General features: G+C 57.6%; 13 protein-coding genes and 1 riboswitch. Of the genes, 4 read left to right on the forward strand and 9 right to left on the reverse strand.

Going from position 1 to position 18,759, the window contains the following annotated elements; all coding sequences use genetic code 11:
• Positions 1-115: 115 nt before the first annotated feature.
• The 7 genes from BLR08_RS23065 to BLR08_RS23095 all read right to left on the reverse strand — a co-directional run bounded on the left by BLR08_RS23065 (position 116) and on the right by BLR08_RS23095 (position 12,795).
• On the reverse strand, positions 116-844 hold the full coding sequence (locus BLR08_RS23065; RefSeq protein ID WP_072335715.1) for an ECF transporter S component: 729 nt from the start codon (positions 842-844) through the stop codon (positions 116-118).
• Positions 811-2,613 carry an ABC transporter ATP-binding protein gene (locus tag BLR08_RS23070; protein WP_072335718.1) on the reverse strand — a complete coding sequence of 601 codons (1,803 nt, stop codon included), beginning with the start codon at positions 2,611-2,613 and terminating at the stop codon, positions 811-813. Before BLR08_RS23070 ends, BLR08_RS23065 begins: the two co-directional genes overlap by 34 nt.
• On the reverse strand, positions 2,586-3,479 hold the full coding sequence (locus BLR08_RS23075) for an energy-coupling factor transporter transmembrane component T (RefSeq protein ID WP_072335720.1): 894 nt from the start codon (positions 3,477-3,479) through the stop codon (positions 2,586-2,588). Before BLR08_RS23075 ends, BLR08_RS23070 begins: the two co-directional genes overlap by 28 nt.
• Positions 3,476-4,636: a DUF4430 domain-containing protein gene (locus BLR08_RS23080; RefSeq protein ID WP_256257758.1), complete on the reverse strand. Its 1,161-nt coding sequence runs from the start codon at positions 4,634-4,636 to the stop codon at positions 3,476-3,478. The genes BLR08_RS23075 and BLR08_RS23080 overlap by 4 nt, the downstream gene beginning before the upstream one ends.
• Before the next feature lie 148 nt (positions 4,637-4,784).
• Positions 4,785-11,561, reverse strand: a complete 6,777-nt coding sequence (locus BLR08_RS23085; RefSeq protein WP_072335723.1) for a DUF4430 domain-containing protein — start codon at positions 11,559-11,561, stop codon at positions 4,785-4,787.
• Positions 11,562-11,734: 173 nt separating this feature from the next.
• Positions 11,735-11,937, reverse strand: a riboswitch (cobalamin riboswitch).
• Between the two features lie 76 nt (positions 11,938-12,013).
• Entirely contained in the window at positions 12,014-12,445 is a 432-nt protein-coding gene (locus tag BLR08_RS23090; RefSeq protein WP_072335726.1) for a hypothetical protein, read from the reverse strand.
• A 32-nt stretch (positions 12,446-12,477) separates the two neighbouring features.
• Positions 12,478-12,795 (reverse strand): hypothetical protein, encoded by a 318-nt coding sequence (locus tag BLR08_RS23095; RefSeq protein WP_072335729.1) that lies wholly within the window; start codon positions 12,793-12,795, stop codon positions 12,478-12,480.
• Between the two features lie 803 nt (positions 12,796-13,598).
• Between BLR08_RS23095 and gluQRS the strand changes: the two genes are divergently transcribed.
• Both gluQRS and BLR08_RS23105 read left to right on the forward strand, forming a co-directional pair.
• The gene (gene gluQRS, locus BLR08_RS23100; protein WP_072335732.1) at positions 13,599-14,540 is read left to right on the forward strand and encodes a tRNA glutamyl-Q(34) synthetase GluQRS; all 942 of its coding nucleotides are present in this window, start codon (positions 13,599-13,601) and stop codon (positions 14,538-14,540) included.
• Positions 14,541-14,680: 140 nt separating this feature from the next.
• On the forward strand, positions 14,681-15,022 hold the full coding sequence (locus BLR08_RS23105) for a hypothetical protein (RefSeq protein WP_072335735.1): 342 nt from the start codon (positions 14,681-14,683) through the stop codon (positions 15,020-15,022).
• A 177-nt stretch (positions 15,023-15,199) separates the two neighbouring features.
• Here the strand turns inward: BLR08_RS23105 and BLR08_RS23110 are convergent, their stop codons facing one another.
• Complete coding sequence (locus BLR08_RS23110) at positions 15,200-15,985, reverse strand: DUF817 domain-containing protein (RefSeq protein ID WP_072335738.1); 786 nt, start codon at positions 15,983-15,985, stop codon at positions 15,200-15,202.
• Between the two features lie 306 nt (positions 15,986-16,291).
• On the opposite strand from BLR08_RS23110, the gene BLR08_RS23115 reads away from it, so the two are divergent.
• Together BLR08_RS23115 and BLR08_RS23120 are read left to right on the forward strand one after the other, a co-directional pair.
• Positions 16,292-17,143, forward strand: a complete 852-nt coding sequence (locus BLR08_RS23115; RefSeq protein WP_072335741.1) for a KPN_02809 family neutral zinc metallopeptidase — start codon at positions 16,292-16,294, stop codon at positions 17,141-17,143.
• Positions 17,144-17,320: 177 nt separating this feature from the next.
• The gene (locus tag BLR08_RS23120) at positions 17,321-17,737 is read left to right on the forward strand and encodes a VOC family protein (RefSeq protein WP_072335744.1); all 417 of its coding nucleotides are present in this window, start codon (positions 17,321-17,323) and stop codon (positions 17,735-17,737) included.
• 72 nt (positions 17,738-17,809) lie between these two features.
• Here BLR08_RS23120 and BLR08_RS23125 read toward each other — a convergent pair whose 3' ends face one another.
• Positions 17,810-18,754 (reverse strand): helix-turn-helix transcriptional regulator, encoded by a 945-nt coding sequence (locus BLR08_RS23125; protein WP_072335747.1) that lies wholly within the window; start codon positions 18,752-18,754, stop codon positions 17,810-17,812.
• Positions 18,755-18,759 lie beyond the last annotated feature (5 nt).

The raw sequence follows: 18,759 nt of genomic DNA on the forward strand, positions 1-18,759 counted from the left end.
GTGAAAGATTGCGTCCGTATTATGGACTCATTGTATCCATTATAGACAATTGGTATCCATTATTCAAGCGCGGCTGCATATTAAATTGCCGGAAGCTCTCAGGCAGCTTCCGGCATTAAGGATCAAGCAGCCCATATTTGTGCTTGATCCTCTCCAGCTTCTCTATCATCGGTCCCCCGATCAGGAACAGGAAAAACACGGTCGCGCCTGCATGCACCAGATCAAACCAGAAGCCCGACGCATACGCGGCCAGCAGCGCCTCCCTGGACAGCCCGGAGGCAACCATCAATACGGAGCTCAGATTAATCAGCCCTCCGTACAGAATCCATGTCGCCAAGCCGCCGAAAAAGCATAGGGAGAGCCGGCTTTTCCGCAGCCAGCCCTTCTTGAACAGGATACCGGCCGCAAAGCCGATGATGCCGAAGCCGAACATCTGCCACGGCGTCCATGGTCCTTGTCCGAAGAAAAAATTGGACACGAAGGCGGCGGCGGCCCCTACGAGAAAGCCCGCTTCCGCGCCGAAGCACACGCCTGCGATAATCACGATCGCTGCCACGGGCTTGAACTGCGGCAGCATGAAGAAGGCTCCACGGCCGGCCACGGCGATGGCGGCCAGCACGGCGATCACGATCAGCTCTCTGGCCTGCGGCTTGCGGGCTTCGAACGTCAGGGCGAAAGGAATCATCGTGTACCCGATGATCAGCAGGCTGATAAAATAATATTTCCGGTCATCGAGCACGAAGATGCCCAGCCCTATCGTCGCCGGGATGACGAGCAGGATAAGCAGGGCCGACCAGATCGTCCGCCGGCTTAGACTCCGGCCTCCGTCATGCTGCTTCGGCATAACTCGATCACCTCCTCCGCCGTCACGGCATCGCTCCATATATGGCGAGCCATCCGGTTAGCCGCAGTCGTGTAGAAGCTGTTGCCTGCGAAGAAAGACTTCGCCGGCTTCGAGGTCATAACGCTGCCGTCGAAGAACATCGCGCATTCCTCTCCGTATTTGGCGCAAAATTCAATATCATGGGATACCAGGACGATGGTCATCCCTTCCTCATGCAGCCGCCTCAGCAATGAGCCCAGCTTGGCCTTGAAGCTGCTGTCCAGCCCCTTGGTCGGCTCGTCCAGCAGTAAAATCTTCGGCTCCAGCAGCAGCACCTTGGCCAGCGCGGCCCGCTGCTGCTCGCCTCCGCTCAGGTCATAAGGATGCCGAAGCAGCAAGCGCTCCAGCTCAGCGAGACGGATGACCGCGTCTACCTTCCTGCGCTTTTCCTGCGGACTGAGAGGCGTGCCGGACAGCATCTCATACAGATCCAGCTCCACGGTCTTCTTGACGAACAGCGCGGCGGGATTTTGCGGCAGCGCCCCCAGCCCGCCCTGCACGGCAACAGGCCCGCTCCCTCTTCTGGCCGGATTGACGCCTTGTACCAGCACCTTGCCCCGGTAAGGCCGGAGGATACCGCTGATGAGCGACAGGGCCGTCGTCTTGCCGGCGCCATTGCCGCCGACGATGCAATAAAACTGACCCTCCCGGATGTCCAAGGACAAGTCCTTGATCGTATCGTCGCCAACCTTGTCGTACCGGAACCAGACATCCCTGAACTGAATGACGGCTGGCCGTTTGGCCATGGCTGCGGTGGCGGCAGAGACATTGGCTGCTGCCTTGGCTTCGGCTGCGGCTTCAGCTCCGGCTCCAGCCGCGGCGGTCCGGCCTTCGGCAGACATGCTCCACTCCGCCGGCGCTTGGTCCGCGAGGCATTCCCGGCCGCTCACGGATCGCGTGCCTTCGACCCAGCCGCTGAGCCATTGTCTGCCCGCCTTGACCGTAAGCGGGCCCTCCCCCTCCCCGGCGACACCGGCATGAATCTGCATCGGCGCCGGCATGGACGCGAACATCGGATGCCGCAAGGAGCGCAGCAGCCCGCCTGCCTGGGCCGGAGGCCCGTCCGCATGCACGGCTCCGCCGTCCAGCACGATGAGCCGGTCCGCGATCGGCAGCACCTCCTCCAGCCGGTGCTCGCTCATGATCACAGTCGTTCCCAATTCCCGGTTCAGCTTGCTCACCGTCTCCAGAAAATCCGCTGCCGCGATCGGGTCCAGCTGGGAGGTCGGCTCATCGAGAATGAGCACGGAAGGCTGCATAACCATGATCGAAGCCAGATTGAGCAGCTGCTTCTGGCCTCCCGACAGCTCCGTTACACGCTTGTGGAACCAGCTCTGAATGCCGAAAAAGCTGGCCATCTCCGCAACCCGCAGCCGGATGGTCCGCTGGTCGCAGCCCAGGCTCTCCAATCCGAAGGCCAGCTCATGCCATACCTTATCCGTCACCAGCTGGTTATCGGGGCTTTGGAACACAAAGCCGATGTCAGCGGCCTGGGTGCGCTGATCCGCCTCCTGCAGCGGACGTCCGCGGAAGAGAACTTCTCCGCTGCGGCTGCCGTGCGGCGTAAGCACGGTCTTCAGATGCCGGAGCAGCGTGCTCTTGCCGCAGCCGGATTGGCCGCACAAGGCGATGAACTCCCCTCCGCGGATCGAAAGGTCGATAGCGGACAGAGCGGCCGTCTCCTGCTGCGGGAAAGCAAAGCTTAGCTCCCGGATGCGGTAAATCTCCATTTGATCTCCTCCAGCAATTGTATGAGCACAGGAAGCGGGCACAGCAGGCCATAAGCGGCATATACCGCCAAACTCGGCAAGGACAGCTCCGGCAGACGGATCGACGGGAAAAAGCGCATCGTATTGTACCCTGCACAAGCGCCCGCGCCCACGATCAGCATCAGACCGAACAAAACCGCGGATACGGCTTGATCCCTCCGGTCGAACCGGAAAAGGGCGAAGCTTGTCCGGCCAGGCAGGCCGTACCCCCGGGATTTCATCGAATCGGCGGTCTCGATCGCGTTCTCCAGCGCCCACGTCGTCATCATCGAGAGAATGCGGACTCCGTTGCGCGCCCGCTCCAGGACACCGCCCTGCCCTGCGCTCCTGCCTATACTGGCCTGGGCGTTCGCTATGATCCGGATCTGCTCCCCGTACCGGGGGACAAAGCGAAGCGTCATGGAGAAAACCAAGGAAAGGGCGGGCCAAAGCCTCCCGAACAAATAAATGAATTTATCCGAGGTCATCACGACGTTATAGCAGGAAAACCATATAATAACAGTCACATACATGCATGCCGCCGCCAGTCCGTATGCCAGGGATTCGAGCGTTATCGGATTGCCGCTGGGCAAATAGGCCAGAATCGTGATCCCCGCATGGTTAAACAACGGGTTGACGACCGCCATCAGCAGAAGCAGCGGCGCCATATACAGCAGATTGAATCTGGCCGCCCTCTTTCCTCTCAGCAGCAAGGCGTAGGCGCTCGCGCTCAGAAGCGCTATAGCTTGCAGCACCGGATGCATAAAGATCATGCTGCCTACGATAACGGTTGTAAAATAAACAAAATTGACAGCGGGATGGAAGCTTGAGAAAGCGTCGCGCATCATCCCCCGCCTCCCGCCGCCGCAGGATCTCCGCCGATGTCGCGCCCCAGATCGCAGGTATAAAGCCATTCCACGGTATCGCCGTCCTTGAGCGGATACCGGCTGCTTCCATAATTGGGGAACCAGCCGTTTACCCTGTACATCCAGCCGCTCAGCTCTCCGCAGTCAAATTCATAAATATTATGGATGCCTTCGATATAATGGCTGTTATAGACAGGCGTCATGGCAAACTCCATATGAATCTTATGCTTCTTCATCTCTCTCAGCAGCACATCGAACACCGACTCTCCTTCGTAGAAAACGACCTGCTGAGGCTTGTAGATCAAGCAATCTTCCGGCAAAATATCCTTCTTATCCGGATCAAGCCGATCCAGATTATTCAAGATGGCCTTGCAGCTGACGGACAGGGTGACCGTCCCCTCCTTCGTCTTGTCGATCTTGGCATCCTGCCACTCGACCGGCTGCGGCTTCCCCTTGGGAACCGTCTCCGTGAGGGAATTGCCCTTGGGAGATTCAGTCCCCCGGGCCGCCCTATCCTCTTCGCCGGACGAGGCTATGGTTCCGGCTGTGCCTGCGCCGCCGCCAGGCGCAAGCTCGGATCGCGGCTCAGCCTGGCTTTCCTTCCCGCCTATACCGGGCAGAGCCGCATCAGCCGAAACGCCGCCGGACTTCCCGGCCGGTGCAGCCTCCGGCCGGGAAGTCTCCGCATTGCCGCCCTTCGCTCCGCGACCCGCAGCCTCTGCGGTCGGCCCCGGCTGCTGCGCAAGCGAGTCCCCGACCGGGCTGTTCTTCGGCGAAGCAGCCGCTTCACCGGACTCGCCGGCCGGCAGCTTATCCGGCGGTGTTGCTTCCAGCTGACCGCTCCCGCCCTCAGCCGCTGCTCCGGTTTCACTCCCGGCTCGCTCCCCGAACCGGGCTCCGGTCTCGTCTCCCAATCCGGCGCCGGTTCCCGCCGCGTTCCCGTTCTCCGATTCTGCCCCAGCAGCTCTGCTCCCGGCTTGACTCGAAGCTTCGGGCGAAGCCATCCTGCCCGGTCCATACGCCTCGGGACCTCCGGCAGCCTGTCTGCCCGTATGACTCGGGTTGTCTCCGCCCCAGAAGAAGGCGATGACCAGAAGCCCGATCACCGCCAGAGCAGCCAGCCATTTTTTCCTCGACATGGCTTATCACACCTTATACTCAGTTAGCTCCGCAGCCCGGCATCACCCTGCTCAAACCTTCCTTCGGCCTGAGCCCTCCGGCAAGCTTCATCGGACCAGCTCCATAAGCCTATCCGTTATTGTTTGCCGAGTTGGCCGTCACAGCTTCCTACTTCACATCGGTCATATCGTACAAGCGGTTTTTGCCTTGCAGCATACGGTCGAAAGCGACAAGGGCGTACAGCGCCTGATCGGTTGCCAGCGGATCGACTGTGCCCGGCTTGGCGCCGCCGTTGTCTACCCCATCCGGCTTCACATGGTAGAAGCCGCCACCGGGCGCGGCGAAGCCCAGCAGAGCGTCCACGGCCGAGCTGCCGTTCTTGATAAATCTGGCATCCGTATGCGGATTGATGCCGAGGCCGGACAAGGCGGTCACCACTTGGGCGACGCTTTCGGAATTGGCCGACTCCCCGCTCGCATACCCGCCGTCCGCCGTCTGAGCCTTGGACAGCCAACCAATCGCGCGATCTATCGCAGCCTTCGCGTCCTTATTCGATTCGTAATAAGGAGTCAGCGCCTGGACAACCATCGCCGTAATGTCCGCATCGGCCACAGTCGCTTGCTCGCCAAGCGCCCAGCCTCCCCCGGACAGCTCCCGGTCCAATATAAACTTGATCAGCAGCTCTCTTGTCGTCTGTGTCTTCACGCCTTCCGGCTTAGGGATCTCGTAACCTTTGCTGTCCAGGGCGATCAGGGCAAAGATAGGGCCGTTGATCCCTTGCTTGATTAACGCATCATAGTCCGCAAGCCGTTCCCTCAAGTTGTAGCCGGCTGCCTCATCCACGTTCTTGCCGATCGAGGTCAGAGCAAGGATAACCCGGTTATACTCGGTGTATTTGACCGCATGCAGCTTGCCTTCCTGCTCCTTCAAACGCTTCTCGACATTGGCATAATACTTGGCATAGTAAGCATCGGGGACGGGGATGCCGGAGCGGGCCAGAGCCAGCACCGTCCAATCCCCGCCGATCGTGCCGATAGTCGGATCGGTTACCGTCTGCTGCAGATAAGCCGCCGTAGCGCCGATCTGCTTGGAGGCAGCCTCATGCTGCAGCCGCTCGGGCTGCTCAGACGGGGCAGGAGGGAGGGGCTCCTGCGGAGCCGCCTCCTTGTAGCGATAAGCTCTCATGGCGACGACGGCCGCCATCTCCCGGGTGACTTCGCCGCCCGGCTGGAATCGGTTGTCCCATCCCGACATCAGCTCGTGCGCGATGACGGACTGTACTTCCGCCTTGGCCCAGTCCGCCACCTCGTCGATATCCGCCGGCGCAGCCGTCTGCGCTCCAGCGGCGGGAAGAGCAAGCCCTCTGGCCACGATAACCGCCAGCTCTTCACGGCTGAGCAGGTCATTCGGATAGAACCGGTCATTATAGCCCGTCACGATTCCCGCTTGAGCAGCAGCCCCTACATAAGGATAGAACCAATCTTCAGCTGTAACGTCATGGAAGCCTGCGGCTGGAGCCGCATCCGTATCCAGTCCCAGCACACCGGACAGCATCTTGGCGAATTCCGCTCGCGTCACGGCCGACTTCGGATTAAACCGGCCGTAGCTGCCGCCGCTGACGAAGCCTTGCTGCGTAGCTTCTCCGATCGCATCTACCGCCCAATCGGCGATCGAAGAGGCATCCGCGTACAGCGCCTCCAGACCGGCAGGCTGCTCCTTCACCGGCTGTTCAGCCACCCTCGTATAAGTCACCAGCGCTGCCAGATGATTTGTTTTGATCACCAGGTCCTGGCCTTGGACAAAAGCGTAAGCGGCCTTTTCCCGGCCTTTCACAGCTTTGGCGCCTTCCGCTTCCGAATCATACAAGACGATCGGTGTAAACGTATCGCCCTCGATCAGGCCGGCGAGCTGGTCCTTGGCCTTGCGGATCACGATCGATACCGGCTTATCGAACACCGGCGGCTGACCGGCGCTGCCCAGCGCATAAGCATGGCTTAGCTTGACCGGCTTGGCATCGCTGCCCTCTTGCCCGTTGCGAACCAACTCCAGCAGCTTGGCATCGCTCGCGTTCAGGGCGGTCAGCAGCTCGACTTGACGCTCGCCGGACTTCAGCGCCGTCCCCTTGTCCACCGTAACCGTCACATCGCCGCGGACGGCGGTCAGAGCAGGGAGACTGTCCTTGACCTCATCCAGGTTCAGGATCACCTTCGCCTTGACATTCGGGATGTTGACGGTGACCAGTTCCTTGTCCTTATGCTCCTTCGTGATCTTCACGACATAGTCGCTCGTAATATCGGACGGAATATCGATGACCGTCTTGTTAGCGGCAGGAGCGGCTCCTCCGCCTCCTCCTGCGCCTGTAGCGGGCTGGCCCGTTGTCGGCGACTTGAGGTCTTCTCCCATATCTTTGGAATAACGCCATCTGACAATGTCTCCATCTTTAAGCTGGAATTCACTTGCGCCCTTATTCGGCATATCGTCATTCACATAGTACAGCCAGCCGCTGACTGGACCATGGTCGAACTCCCTGTCACCGTCAATCGATTCGACATAAATGCTGTTACGAACAGAGTCCCACCTAGCTTCATAACGAATTCCGCGGCTGTCGAGCTCCCGCTTCAGCAGACTCCAGGCCGTATCCCCGCTTCTTAGCGCCACGCGGGTCGGAGGAATCACGTCATCCTTCTGAATCGCGCGCTTCTCGACAGACAGTGTAACCGTACCTGTCGGCGGAGGGTCCGTTTCCCCTCCTCCTCCGCCGCCTGGATTCCCCGAAGCCGACGAAGTAAATGCAATAAAGTCCGTGAAGTGCTTTGTCTTGACGATCAGATTTTCTCCGCTGTCATACGCATACTCTTGCTTGCCGCCGGCAAGCCCGGCTTGGTCGTCCGCTACCTTCTGAATAAGGCTCGGCACCCCGTTCTGAATAAACGCGGCTTCCTTGCCCTTCATACCGGCTAGCGTCAGCGTAACGAATTCATTGAACTGTACAGCCCCGCTGCCGCCGAGCGTGATCGCCTGATGGACCGCGTCCAGCTTCCGTCCGCCGGCAAGCAAGCTGCCTACTTGCTGGCTCAGCCCGGAATCGGCCTTATCTCTGGAGGTGATCAGCTCGAGCGAGGAAGCATCGCCGGATTCGATCCTGGCTCCCTTGGGAATAAGCATCGACACCGGCCCCTTGACCGCCGCAAGCTGAGGCAAGGGACTATTCGCAGGCAAGCTGACACGGATAACGGCTCCGCTCGCCTCTGGAATGTTCACCGTAATCTCTTTATTTGCATCCGCACTCGTGATCGGGATCGTATACGGCTTGTTGTCCGCCGGAATATCGATCCGCGGCTGATCGCCGCCCGGCAAAGGAAGCTCCTCGCTGCCCGGCTCGACCACAGCAACGTCCGTCATATCATAAAGACGGTTCTTCTTGTTCGCCAGCCGGTCGTAGGCTATGAGGGCGTGCGTGCCTTGATCGGTAGCTATCGCGTCGATCCGCCCCGACTTGACATGCCGGAAGCCGCCGTCCGGCGAGCCAAACGTCAGCAAGGCATCCATTACCGACCGGCCATTTTTAACAAATCGCTCATCGCCGCTTGCATCTATACCTATAGCGGATAAAGCGGCGATCACCTGCGACAGGCTTTCGCTGCTTGTGCTTCCGAAGCTGGAATAGCTGCCGTCGCCGTTCTGGGACTTGGCGAGCCACACGACTGCCCGATTAACGGCTTCCGTGACATTTTCCTTCTTCTCGTAATCCGGCGCAAGCGCCTGGATCGCCATGGCGGTTATATCGACATCCGCCTTCTTGCCGCCGGTCAACGACCACCCGCCTGCATCGCTTGTTCCCTTGCCGGCTTCATAGCTAAGGATGGTTTCCACCAGATTATCCCTGGTCGCCTGCTTCTTGCCCTCGGCTGCGGCGGGAATCGCATAATTTCGGCTATCGAGCGCGAGCAGGGCGTATATAGGTCCGTTGAGTCCTTGCTTGAGAATATAATCATAGTCCGACAGCGCCTTCGTAAGGTCATAGCCGTCGACATCGCGGGGATCTTTCCCGATCGCCGTCAATGCGAGAATCGCTCTCGCATGCTCCGTGCTTTTGTTTTTGTCCAGCACGCCATTATTTGAGTCTGTTAATCGCTTCACTTCGCTGACTACGTTGCTGTAGTAAAGCTCATAGTAGCCGTCCGGCACCGGGTGATTGGCACGTGCCATAGCCAGCACCGACCAATCTCCGCTCACTGTCCCGAACTTCGGCTTGTCAACGGTCTTCAGCAAATATGCCAGATTGGCTGAAAGCTGCTCTTGAGGCGTAGCGGTGTGCGGAACCGAATAATTGACGCTTAAGGTTAACTCAGCCGTATTGCCGCTCGAGTCTGCCGCCGTGATCCGGATCGTATTGGTCCCCGGAACCAGCGTCGCCCGATAACCCCCGTGATCTCCGGAGAGGACCTTGCCATTCAGCGTTACTGCCGGCGTAATCGGCTCGGCTGAGTTATCCGTCACCTTTACCTGAAAGTTCAGCTCAGGCTGGGATACTTCCTGACCGTTTAAGACCCCGGTTACCTGAATATCCGGCTTGACTGTATCCGGCTCTTCAGGAAACTCCTGTCTGTAATCATCCGTATATCGCAGTATGATCGAAGCATCTCGTGTGAGGGTATAATCTCCCATGCCTACGTTGGGATAGCTTCCATCTACCCTATAAAGCCAGCCGCTGTTAGGGCCGCCGTCAAATGCCCCCAACCCGCCGACACTTGAGATATATACGCCGCCGTTGTCATCAAAGGACACGCCCGCTTCGTCCAGCGCTCGGGCGATAACAGCCGCGGCCGTCTGGCCCTTCGCCACGGTCAGCGTCCTTGCCGGCAGGCTGACGTCCTTGCCCGCAGCCGCACTGTAGCCTTCCACGGCGAACGATACCGCAATCGTCTCCGCTTGAACCAGACCCTGGTAGGCGGCGTTCAATGCCGCCAGCGCGCTGCTTGCATGATACGCGATCGCGCCGCTGTCAGCCGCTACCTGCTTGGCCAGCTTCAGCTTCTGCTGCAGCGTCTGCCAGCTCGCGTCTGTGTAAATGCCTTGCTTTAGAACCTCGATCTCGGCGATTGCGGCGTTCAGCGCCGTCTTGTCGGCTATCGCCGTGATGTCCTGCTCGTAGTCGTCCGTATAGACAAACGTGATCGCATCGGCGTTTTTGAGCACATAATCCCCGATGCCTTCCATGGCAAATTGTCCGTTGACCAGATACATCCAGCCGCTCTTGATGCCGCCGTCTCCTACTGCCAATCCGCCGATACTGGTAATATAATTGCCGCTTTCATTCACGAACGAAACGCCGCGCTCGTTCAGCAGCTTCCCGATGGCGTAAGCGGCGGACTTGCCGTTTTCCACCACCATATCCGACAGAGCCAGCGTAACGCTTTTGCCGGCTGTGGCGCTATACCCGCTTATAGTCAGGGAAGCGGAGATCGTTTGCGGCTCCGCAGTCTTGTTTTCCAGTCCGCGGATAGCGGATGTCAGCGCCGATAGCGCAAGATCCACCTCTTGCTGGGTGGCCGCGTCGTTCCCGGCGGCGATCCTGGCTGCCGCCAAGCTGCCGGTCAGCGTCTGCCAGCTGGCTTCGGTATACGGCCCCGGAGCCAGCTTCTCCGCGTCGCTTATGGCTGCATACAGCGCTGTTTTATCCGCCGTTGCGGACTCCGAGCCTTTCGTAATGCTCAGCACATATATTTTGGGAGCATGAATGCCGTCCTGGGCGATTACCCGGACCAGCTTGGGCTTGCTTTCGCTCAGCGTAATCTCTTTATCGACTTCCGTCCCGGCTTCGCCCCTCTGATTGTTGACGAATACAGTCGAAGCGCTGCCCTTGGCCGTAAGCTTGATCTTATCGGCGTTGATGCGAATATGCTCATAGGCGTAAACGCCCGCTGTAACGTAAACCTCCTTCGTTACCGGTACGTCCGTGCCTACCCCTCGCAGAACGATGCCGGTCAGATCGGCTGTCTCCTGGACATCCTCGTTCGGAGATACCTTATGCAGCGCCGAGATTTCGGGGCCGATCTCTCCGAGTGCGCCGCCGTCCATCTGTACGACGTTATATACCTTGACATAGCTGACGCTGCTCAGGCTTACAGGCTTGCCCTCGTTGTCTACCGCCCAGCTGATATCGATCGGATCGCCATTGACCGGCGACGCCAGATAGGGATTCGCCGGCACATCGTAAGGCGCGCTGCCGTTTCCATGCGTATCGGGATAGCCGAATGCATTTTTTCTTACATTGATTTTGACGCCGGCATAGGTATAGGACTGATTGTTGAAATCAGCCGGGGCCAGCGGATAATGGGATGGAATCGGGTAATAAGCATGCTTATGATAGCTGTTCGTTTTAACAAACCCGCTGCCGCCCTGATTGTCCGCCCAAGGGATGTTGACTCCGTTCGGGCTTGTGAATTCGGGCTCGGGGTTTGTATAGGTGACCCGGTAATCCCAGATCGTGTCGTCCTCGTAATGCTCCGATCCGGCAATAGAATACCATGGTCCCGGGTTGCCGGTCCCGTCATCCTGGGCGACCGCCACGCCTGCAGGCTCTTCATTGCCAGCGAAAGCATTGCCGAATACGGTAAAATCAACGCCGTACGGATGTTTGGGGTCATTCTTAATGGGCTCATCAAACTTGAACACAATGCTGCCGCCAAAGGAACCGAGCGACACGCCCGGAGAGCCTGGATTATTGGTCCATCCGTCGCCGAGAACGTCTTTGCCTCCCCAGCCTGCTTCATTGACGAATTGTCCGGGCGCCGGCAGCCAGTCCCGAATCGAGCTTGGCCCCGTTCCGGCTGCCGCCTGAGCCGCTGGAACCGGCCCGGTCAGTACGCCCAGCGACGAGAACAGCACCATCAGCGACATCCATAGCGCAATCAGTGGTTTTGGTATAAATCGATACATCATCTGCACTCCTCTTTCCTGCTTCATCATTCATTTCGGCCACGCAAAAAAACCATCCCCGAACACAAGGATGGCTTTCATTTCAATAGCGATTTCCCATACAAACCGGCGTAGCGGCCGTTATCAGGCCACGCCAAAACTACTCGCTTGTTTCTCATTCCCACCCCCAAAGAATTAGAAACATCCTAGATAAAGGCAGGTCTCCTGGCTCATGCGTCATCGCTTCTCTTCGCCTTCCCAATCCCGCGAGCGGGACAGTGGCTTCTGTGAAGAGTCGCTCTTCATTTACAGTGGTGGGACCGCGTCGGCTTTCAACCGCACTTCCCTATTAAGCAGACAGCCCCAATGGACTGCATGCACCCTTATCTGGCAATCTATGAAATTATCAAAGCTTATGTTATCTCTTTTGCCTGGTTTTGTCCATCTAATATTGGTTTAGACGTAACTCCTGTCGGTCACCCCAGTCCGTAGGCCTGCTCATAAAACATGCCCCTGACCCGAAGGATCAAGCCTGCCGCTCCCTGCGCTTCCATAGGAAGATTTGTCGTTAGCGCCGTCGCCGGACCGCTGCCGTTCCGCAATTCGATTTTCAGTACGGTATTGTACGTCGCCATTTTATAAGGAACCGTAGGAGCCGAATAGGCCGCAGCTCTTGCCCACAAGCCTGTATCCGCCGCCCGCGACTGAACGACGACAAGCTCCGCCTCCTGATAATCGGCATGATTATCGAACGTCACGCTGGTGACAAGACTATACTTGGCTTGAAATGCTTTTTCACCGAGAAACAGGCCCTTGCTGTAGTCGTCATCCATGGCGCTCCCCGGAACGGGCGTTGGCGTCCATGCCTGGTAATCCCAGCCCGCTTCCTTAATCGCATAACGGAACAAGGCTTCGACATCTTTGCTTTTGGCACCGGCGTTTACAGCAAAAGGTAATTGCGAAGCTCGAATATCGCGTTCATTTCGCTATATGCGCTTTTGGTTGCCGCATAGGGAGTAAGATTCGGGTTGGAAGCAATATGATAGGCGATATTGCCGAACTCGTTCATTTTGACATCGATCGTATCCTTTACCTGGGCCAACAGGTTCAAGTTTCCGCGGATGACTTCTTCCCGCAGCAATTGTATGAAATAGCTGTACACCGTAAGGCCGATAATAATGATTGGAACCAGTAAGACAACGATGTAAGGGTCCATATATTGGTAAAATAGTTTGTAGTTTAGCTTGAAACCGAACATCGCAGCGTTCCCCTTTGTTTGTTTATTGACGGCAATCCGTTATGTATGTAATCGTTTTCACTTTTCTTGCTATAACATAATTTAAAGATGCAACGTATATCCTATGTCAGATCTATGCAAACAGGAAAAAACGCCAGACTTGGTCTTACGGTCAGAGTTCTATAGCATTCCGGTCCAGCTTCCCGGCACATCGGTAGGCGGCAGGCATACGGAAGGCCCCCTTGCCTTCTGTGGCATAGAGGGGCTTTCAAATAGAAATGAGCTAACGCGCACATCCCTATCAATTTGATGCAGCTATGAGTCGTCCCGTTTCGGCCGGGCCGCGATGATTACTCAGATGAAGATTCGCCTGAACGCGACGAATGACATCCATACTTTCCACCACCTCTTTCAACCTGCCCTATCTTAAGGCGCTGCCAACTTCAATTCCCCGAATGCGGATGTATTCGTCCAGTTCGTGGACTCGCCGACCCATACCGTCTGGCTGTGCCGGCCGTTGCCGTCATGCGAGGGCGTTTAGACGGTTTTTCGTACAACTCCTCTGCTTGAAGTCACCATGCGAGAGCGTTTAGATGGTTTTTCGTACAACTCCCATACCTTTGCTCACCAGTCGGGTGCGTTTAGACGATTTTCCGGTTACTGCTTACGGTCCCTTTCGACGCGGCGGCGGCTTGCCAGCGTATGTCCGCGCATGCTAATATATGGCTTAACCCTGAGACAAGGGGCAGCTGATTCCTAACCTTATGATGCCGGGCAGAGCGGTATAGCTGCTCTTTTTTGGCATGCTGCAAGGAGTGTGAACCATGAACCGACGCGGACGTTTTGCACCGACTCCGTCCGGCTTTCTTCATATCGGCAATGCCTTTACCGCCTTGGCCGCTTGGCTGCAGATGCGCCAGCTCGGCGGCGAGTTTGTGCTTCGCATCGAGGATATCGACAAGTCCCGGTGCCGCTCCGTCTACACGGAACAGCTTCAGGACGACCTACTCTGGCTGGGGCTCGATTGGGATGAAGGCCCTCGAAAGGGCGGCCCTTATGCGCCCTATGAGCAAAGCCGGCGCGAGCGGCTGTACGAGCAGGCGCTGGAGCGGCTGCACCATTCCGGCCTCGTGTACCCTTGCTACTGCAGCCGCAGCGAGCTCTCGATGGTAGGCAATGCTCCGCATGGCGTAGCGTCCGAAGGCGCCGTCTATACGGGGGCGTGCCGCTTCCTCTCGCCCGCTGAACGCGCAGTCCGGGCGGCCCGGAAGGCGCCTTCCCTGAGATTTATTATGCCGGAGCGGGAGTTTTCCTTCCCCGACGGGCTGGCCGGCCCGCAATGCTTCTCCAGCAAAGGACTGGGCGACTTTATTATCAAGCGCGCCGACGGTATGTTCAGCTATCAGCTCGCCGTCACCGTCGATGACGCGGCCATGGGCATAACGGATGTCCTGCGCGGAGCGGATCTGCTTGACTCGACGCCGAGGCAGCTTGCTCTGTACGAAGCGCTGGGGACTCGCCCGCCAAGCTTCGCCCATGTGCCGCTGCTGGCGGATGCCGGCGGGCGGCGGCTGTCCAAGCGGGACCGGGATCTTACTCTGACCACGCTGCGGAAGACGGGAGTTCGGCCCGAGCGCCTGCTCGGCGCCCTCGCTCATACCGCCGGCTGGCTGGACCGGCCCGAGCCCGTAACCGCGCGTGATTTGGTCAAGCATTTCAAGCCGATCCGGTCGTTCCGCAGCCTGCTTCCTTTTTCCTTCTCGTAGCCGGGCGAGGCTACTCGCAGCTGGCAAGCCTGCCCTTTCCGGCTTGGGCCTGCTGATGAGCCTCAGCGCTCAACGCCGGCGTCTCCGCACCCATAACCGAATCGCTATAAACATGTCATACCTGCAAAGGGGGCCTCGACATGATGGGGTTGTTAAATCTCGGCAGTCTGTTGCTTGGACTGCTTGCCTGGATCCTGCCAGTGTTTAATCTATGGCTCTATACGACGAGTGATAAGCGCCGGGATGGCGCTGTACTTGCCGTGCTAAGCCTGAGCTGCTGCGCCGTCTCGCTCTGCCTCCAGATGCTTTACACCGCTCATCTGATCAAGCATGAGGATTGGTCCGCTCTTTTGGACATCACGGACGCCGTAGTGTCCGCCGCCGCCGCTCTTCTCATCGTTACACTTGTCTTGAATGCCGTTACGCTGATCGTTTACCGTCGCCGATCGGCCAAGCAAGGCGTCGCATCGCCCGGTTCATAAGCCGAGGAAAAACGGCTTCACCAAGAGGTAACCGGCCGGCCGACGCTTCCTTGCATCGTTCATTCATGGCGAAGGCGACTATCCGCCGCAGGCATACTGAAACCCCTTGGCCTTCTGCGGCCAGGGGGTACGACTATATGAATAAGCGGACGCGGCCGGCGGCTTTACCCGGGTACGCTAAGTGCGCTGGGAATCGCCCGACTGCCGCCCGGCCTTTACATATTTAAGCTGAGCGACGATGATCACGCTGATGATAACCAGCAGAAACCACGAGCTGATCTTGCTGAAGCTGACCAGTTGCCAGGTTTGGTGCTGGTCAGGATATTTCCAAGCGCCAAAAAAAGTGGCGATATTTTCGGCCAGCCAGATGAAAAAGCCTACGAGGACAAAAGCGAGCGTCAAGGGCATGCGATACGTGACCGCGCGCACCCGGTAAATAATCCACGTTTTCCAGAAGACGATACATACGAGCGCCGTCAGCCACCAGCGGAAATCGGGAATAAAATGATGGGTGAAAAAGTTCAAATAAATGGCTCCTCCGAGCAAGCCCGCCGAAGCCAGCCCCGGCCAGCCGGTCATATCCATCCTCAGCCTGCGCCATACCTGGCACATAAAGCTGGCTACGCTGGCGTACATGAACCCGCTATAGAGCGGCACGCCCAGCAGCTTCGTAAATCCCGGCTCCGGGTATGACCATGAGCCCATCCTCACTTTGTACAGCTCCAGCAGCAGCCCTATCACGTGGAAAACGCAAATCACTTTAATTTCATCCAGGGTCTCGAGCCCGCTTCGATACATCACGTATTGCACGATAAGCAGGACAAGCAGAATAGCGTCATAGCGGTAAAGAAAAGGCATCTCTATGACATTGGAAATAGCCAGCGTGCCAAAGATTGCGACGGGAAATAGGCAGCTCATCGCCTGATGATAGCCAAAATGCAGCAGTTGACGTATAGCATTCATGATGTTTATTCCCTCCCCGGCCCTGTTCGTTCAAGCGGTTGATCTTATTTTCAGGAAATCGCCTAACTTGAAGCACCCTTACTCATCATAAAGGCGGTCCCGGCTCGGAAAAAGCGAAAAATAATGCGGGCGTTTTGCTTATTTTCGGATAAAACCGGCCTCTGCGCCCCAGCCATCCGAAGCTATGTACTGCGCTGGCGAAGATGCTCCGAGATTGAACGAACATCATCCCGGGTATAACTTCTGTATACACAGCATGAATACGACGGCGGCATGCCGTCAGCCTATACAGAAGGAGGAAGCGCTATGCAATGGAAAGGAAGAAGGGCAAGCTCGAATGTGGAAGACCGGCGGGGTATGGGGGGCATGGGAGGCGGCAAGCTTATTGGCGGCGGAGTGGGCGGAATCATCCTTGTGATCATCGTTATGCTTATGGGCGGCAACCCAGGGGACATGCTCCAGCGTATGGGTACTGCAGGCACCAGCACGTCCGCTCCTTATACGCAAACCGCCCAGGAGCAGGAGCTGGCCGAATTCGTCTCCGTCGTTCTTGCCGATACGGAGGATGTATGGACCCGATTATTTCAAGAGCGCGGCTTGACTTACACAAAGCCTACCTTGGTTTTGTTTACGGATAGCGTTCAATCCGCCTGCGGGGCCGCGGCTTCCTCTATGGGGCCTTTTTATTGCCCGGGCGACCACAAGCTGTATATCGACCTCAGCTTCTACGATCAGCTCCAGAGGGAGTTCAAGGCGCCCGGCGATTTTGCCATGGCCTATGTCATCGCCCATGAGGTGGGCCATCATGTGCAAACCTTGCTCGGGACAACCGGGAAGCTTGACCCTCTGCGCAAGAGCTTGAGCCAGACGGAATACAATAAAATACAAGTTCGCTTCGAGCTTCAGGCGGACTACTTGGCCGGAGTATGGGCACATTTTGCCGAGAGCATGAATTTGCTGGATGAGGGCGACCTGGAAGAGGCGTTAACCGCAGCCAGCGCCGTCGGCGACGATACGATCCAGAGACGGGCCCAGGGCCGTGTCGTTCCCGAAAGCTTCACGCACGGGACGGCCGAGCAGCGGATGCGGTGGTTCCGGCAAGGCTACCAAAGCGGCGATATGAACGGCGGCGACACGTTTAGTGCAGGCAATCTTTAACGCCGGCCCGGCCTTACCGTTACTCCATAGAGGAATTCCGATAAGCGGTCAGCCGCGAACGGAGTTCCTTTTTTTCTATTCATGACAACATCTGTCACTATTGGCCTGTATATTTATAACCAAGCCCGATGCCTCAGCGCGGACAGGCAACCTCATTTTTGGAAGGAGCATGCTACGATGGCTTTGCAATTAACCCCCTCTATCTCTTTGGATGGCTATGCCAAGGAGGCTATCTCATTTTATGAACAAACGCTGGAGGCTCAAGTTGTTTTCCAACAAACCTATGGAGAAGGCCCCGACCCTGTTTCCGAAAAAGCCAAGGAGCGCATCGCCCATTCGATCTTGTTAATCGGCGCGACCGAACTGTATGTCAACGATACTTTCCCGGGGCAAGCCAGCCAGATGGGAGACGGCATCCAAATCTGCATCACAACGCCCGATACGGACAAGTCGCAACAGCTGTACGACGCCTTGCAGCAGGGAGGCCACGTCGTTATGCCTTTACAGTCCATCTATTTCAGCCCGGCCTTCGGTGTGGTAACAGATAAGTTCGGCGTGACCTTTCAGATCTACACCCAGCGTCCTTCCGCTTAAATGAAAGAAAAGTAAAAAGGCTCCTGCTTTTGGCGGGAGCCTTTTACTTGCCTGCCCTGAGAAATGCCGACTTCACGAATAGCGCGCCAACAGCTCCGAGAGCCGCTGCCGGATCGCTTCCTTCAGCTCCGCCGGCTGCTCCAGCATGACCTCATCGCCCAATCCGATAAAAAATTCGGCATAGAAAGACAACTCTGTCCGCGGCATATTGGCAGCAATCGTCCCGCTTCCGTCTTCCCCCACCTGCAGCATAGGCGCAAGCCACAGTTCGGCCTCGCAGCGCTGGACACCGGCCCGGCTCAGCTTCGCCCGCAGGCGAAGCGATTCCATAGGCGAAGCCGCTTCATGGCTTGTCACACTTATGCCGCTCAGGTTCAGCGGCTCGGTCCCGGACGTATCGTACGCCGCATCCCGCATTCGATCCCCCCGGAACACGCGGAGTCCCTGGCGTTCGAAGCAATACGCCGTGCAGTACCAGTAACCGTTGTTCGCATACAGAAATACAGGCTGAATCCGGCGGCTGCTCGCCCCCTCATCCCTGGATTCGTAGTTAACGGCAAGCACCTTCTGGTGTACGGCCGCATCGAGCAGCATGGGCAAAAAAGGCGAAGCATCGCGCCTCGCCGGCGTGATAAAGTCAACCCGGTTCTTCATGCTGTCGATCCGGTCGCGGGTATCCCCGGGCATATGAAGATAAAACTTGCTTAATGCCGAGGCGGATTCCGCTTCAAACGGCAGCGAAGCATAGTGACGCAAGGCGTGCACCGCAAAAAACATCGCCACCGCCTCTTCCTCCGTGAAGGCGATGGGAGGCAGCACCCGCTCCCTGATTACCTGGTATCCTCCATGCGGGCCTACTTCCGAGTACAAAGGCACTCCAAGCTCGCTCAGCTCCTGCAAATCTCGAAGAATCGTCCGCTTGGATACGCCAAATTCATCGGCCAGCTCCTGGACTTTGAACCGGCGCTTCCGGTTGACGGTCATCATAAGCTCTATCAGTCTTTGGGATTTGAGCATGCGAA

It is taken from the genome of Paenibacillus sp. cl123 (assembly GCF_900101595.1).
Classification (GTDB): domain Bacteria; phylum Bacillota; class Bacilli; order Paenibacillales; family NBRC-103111; genus Paenibacillus_G.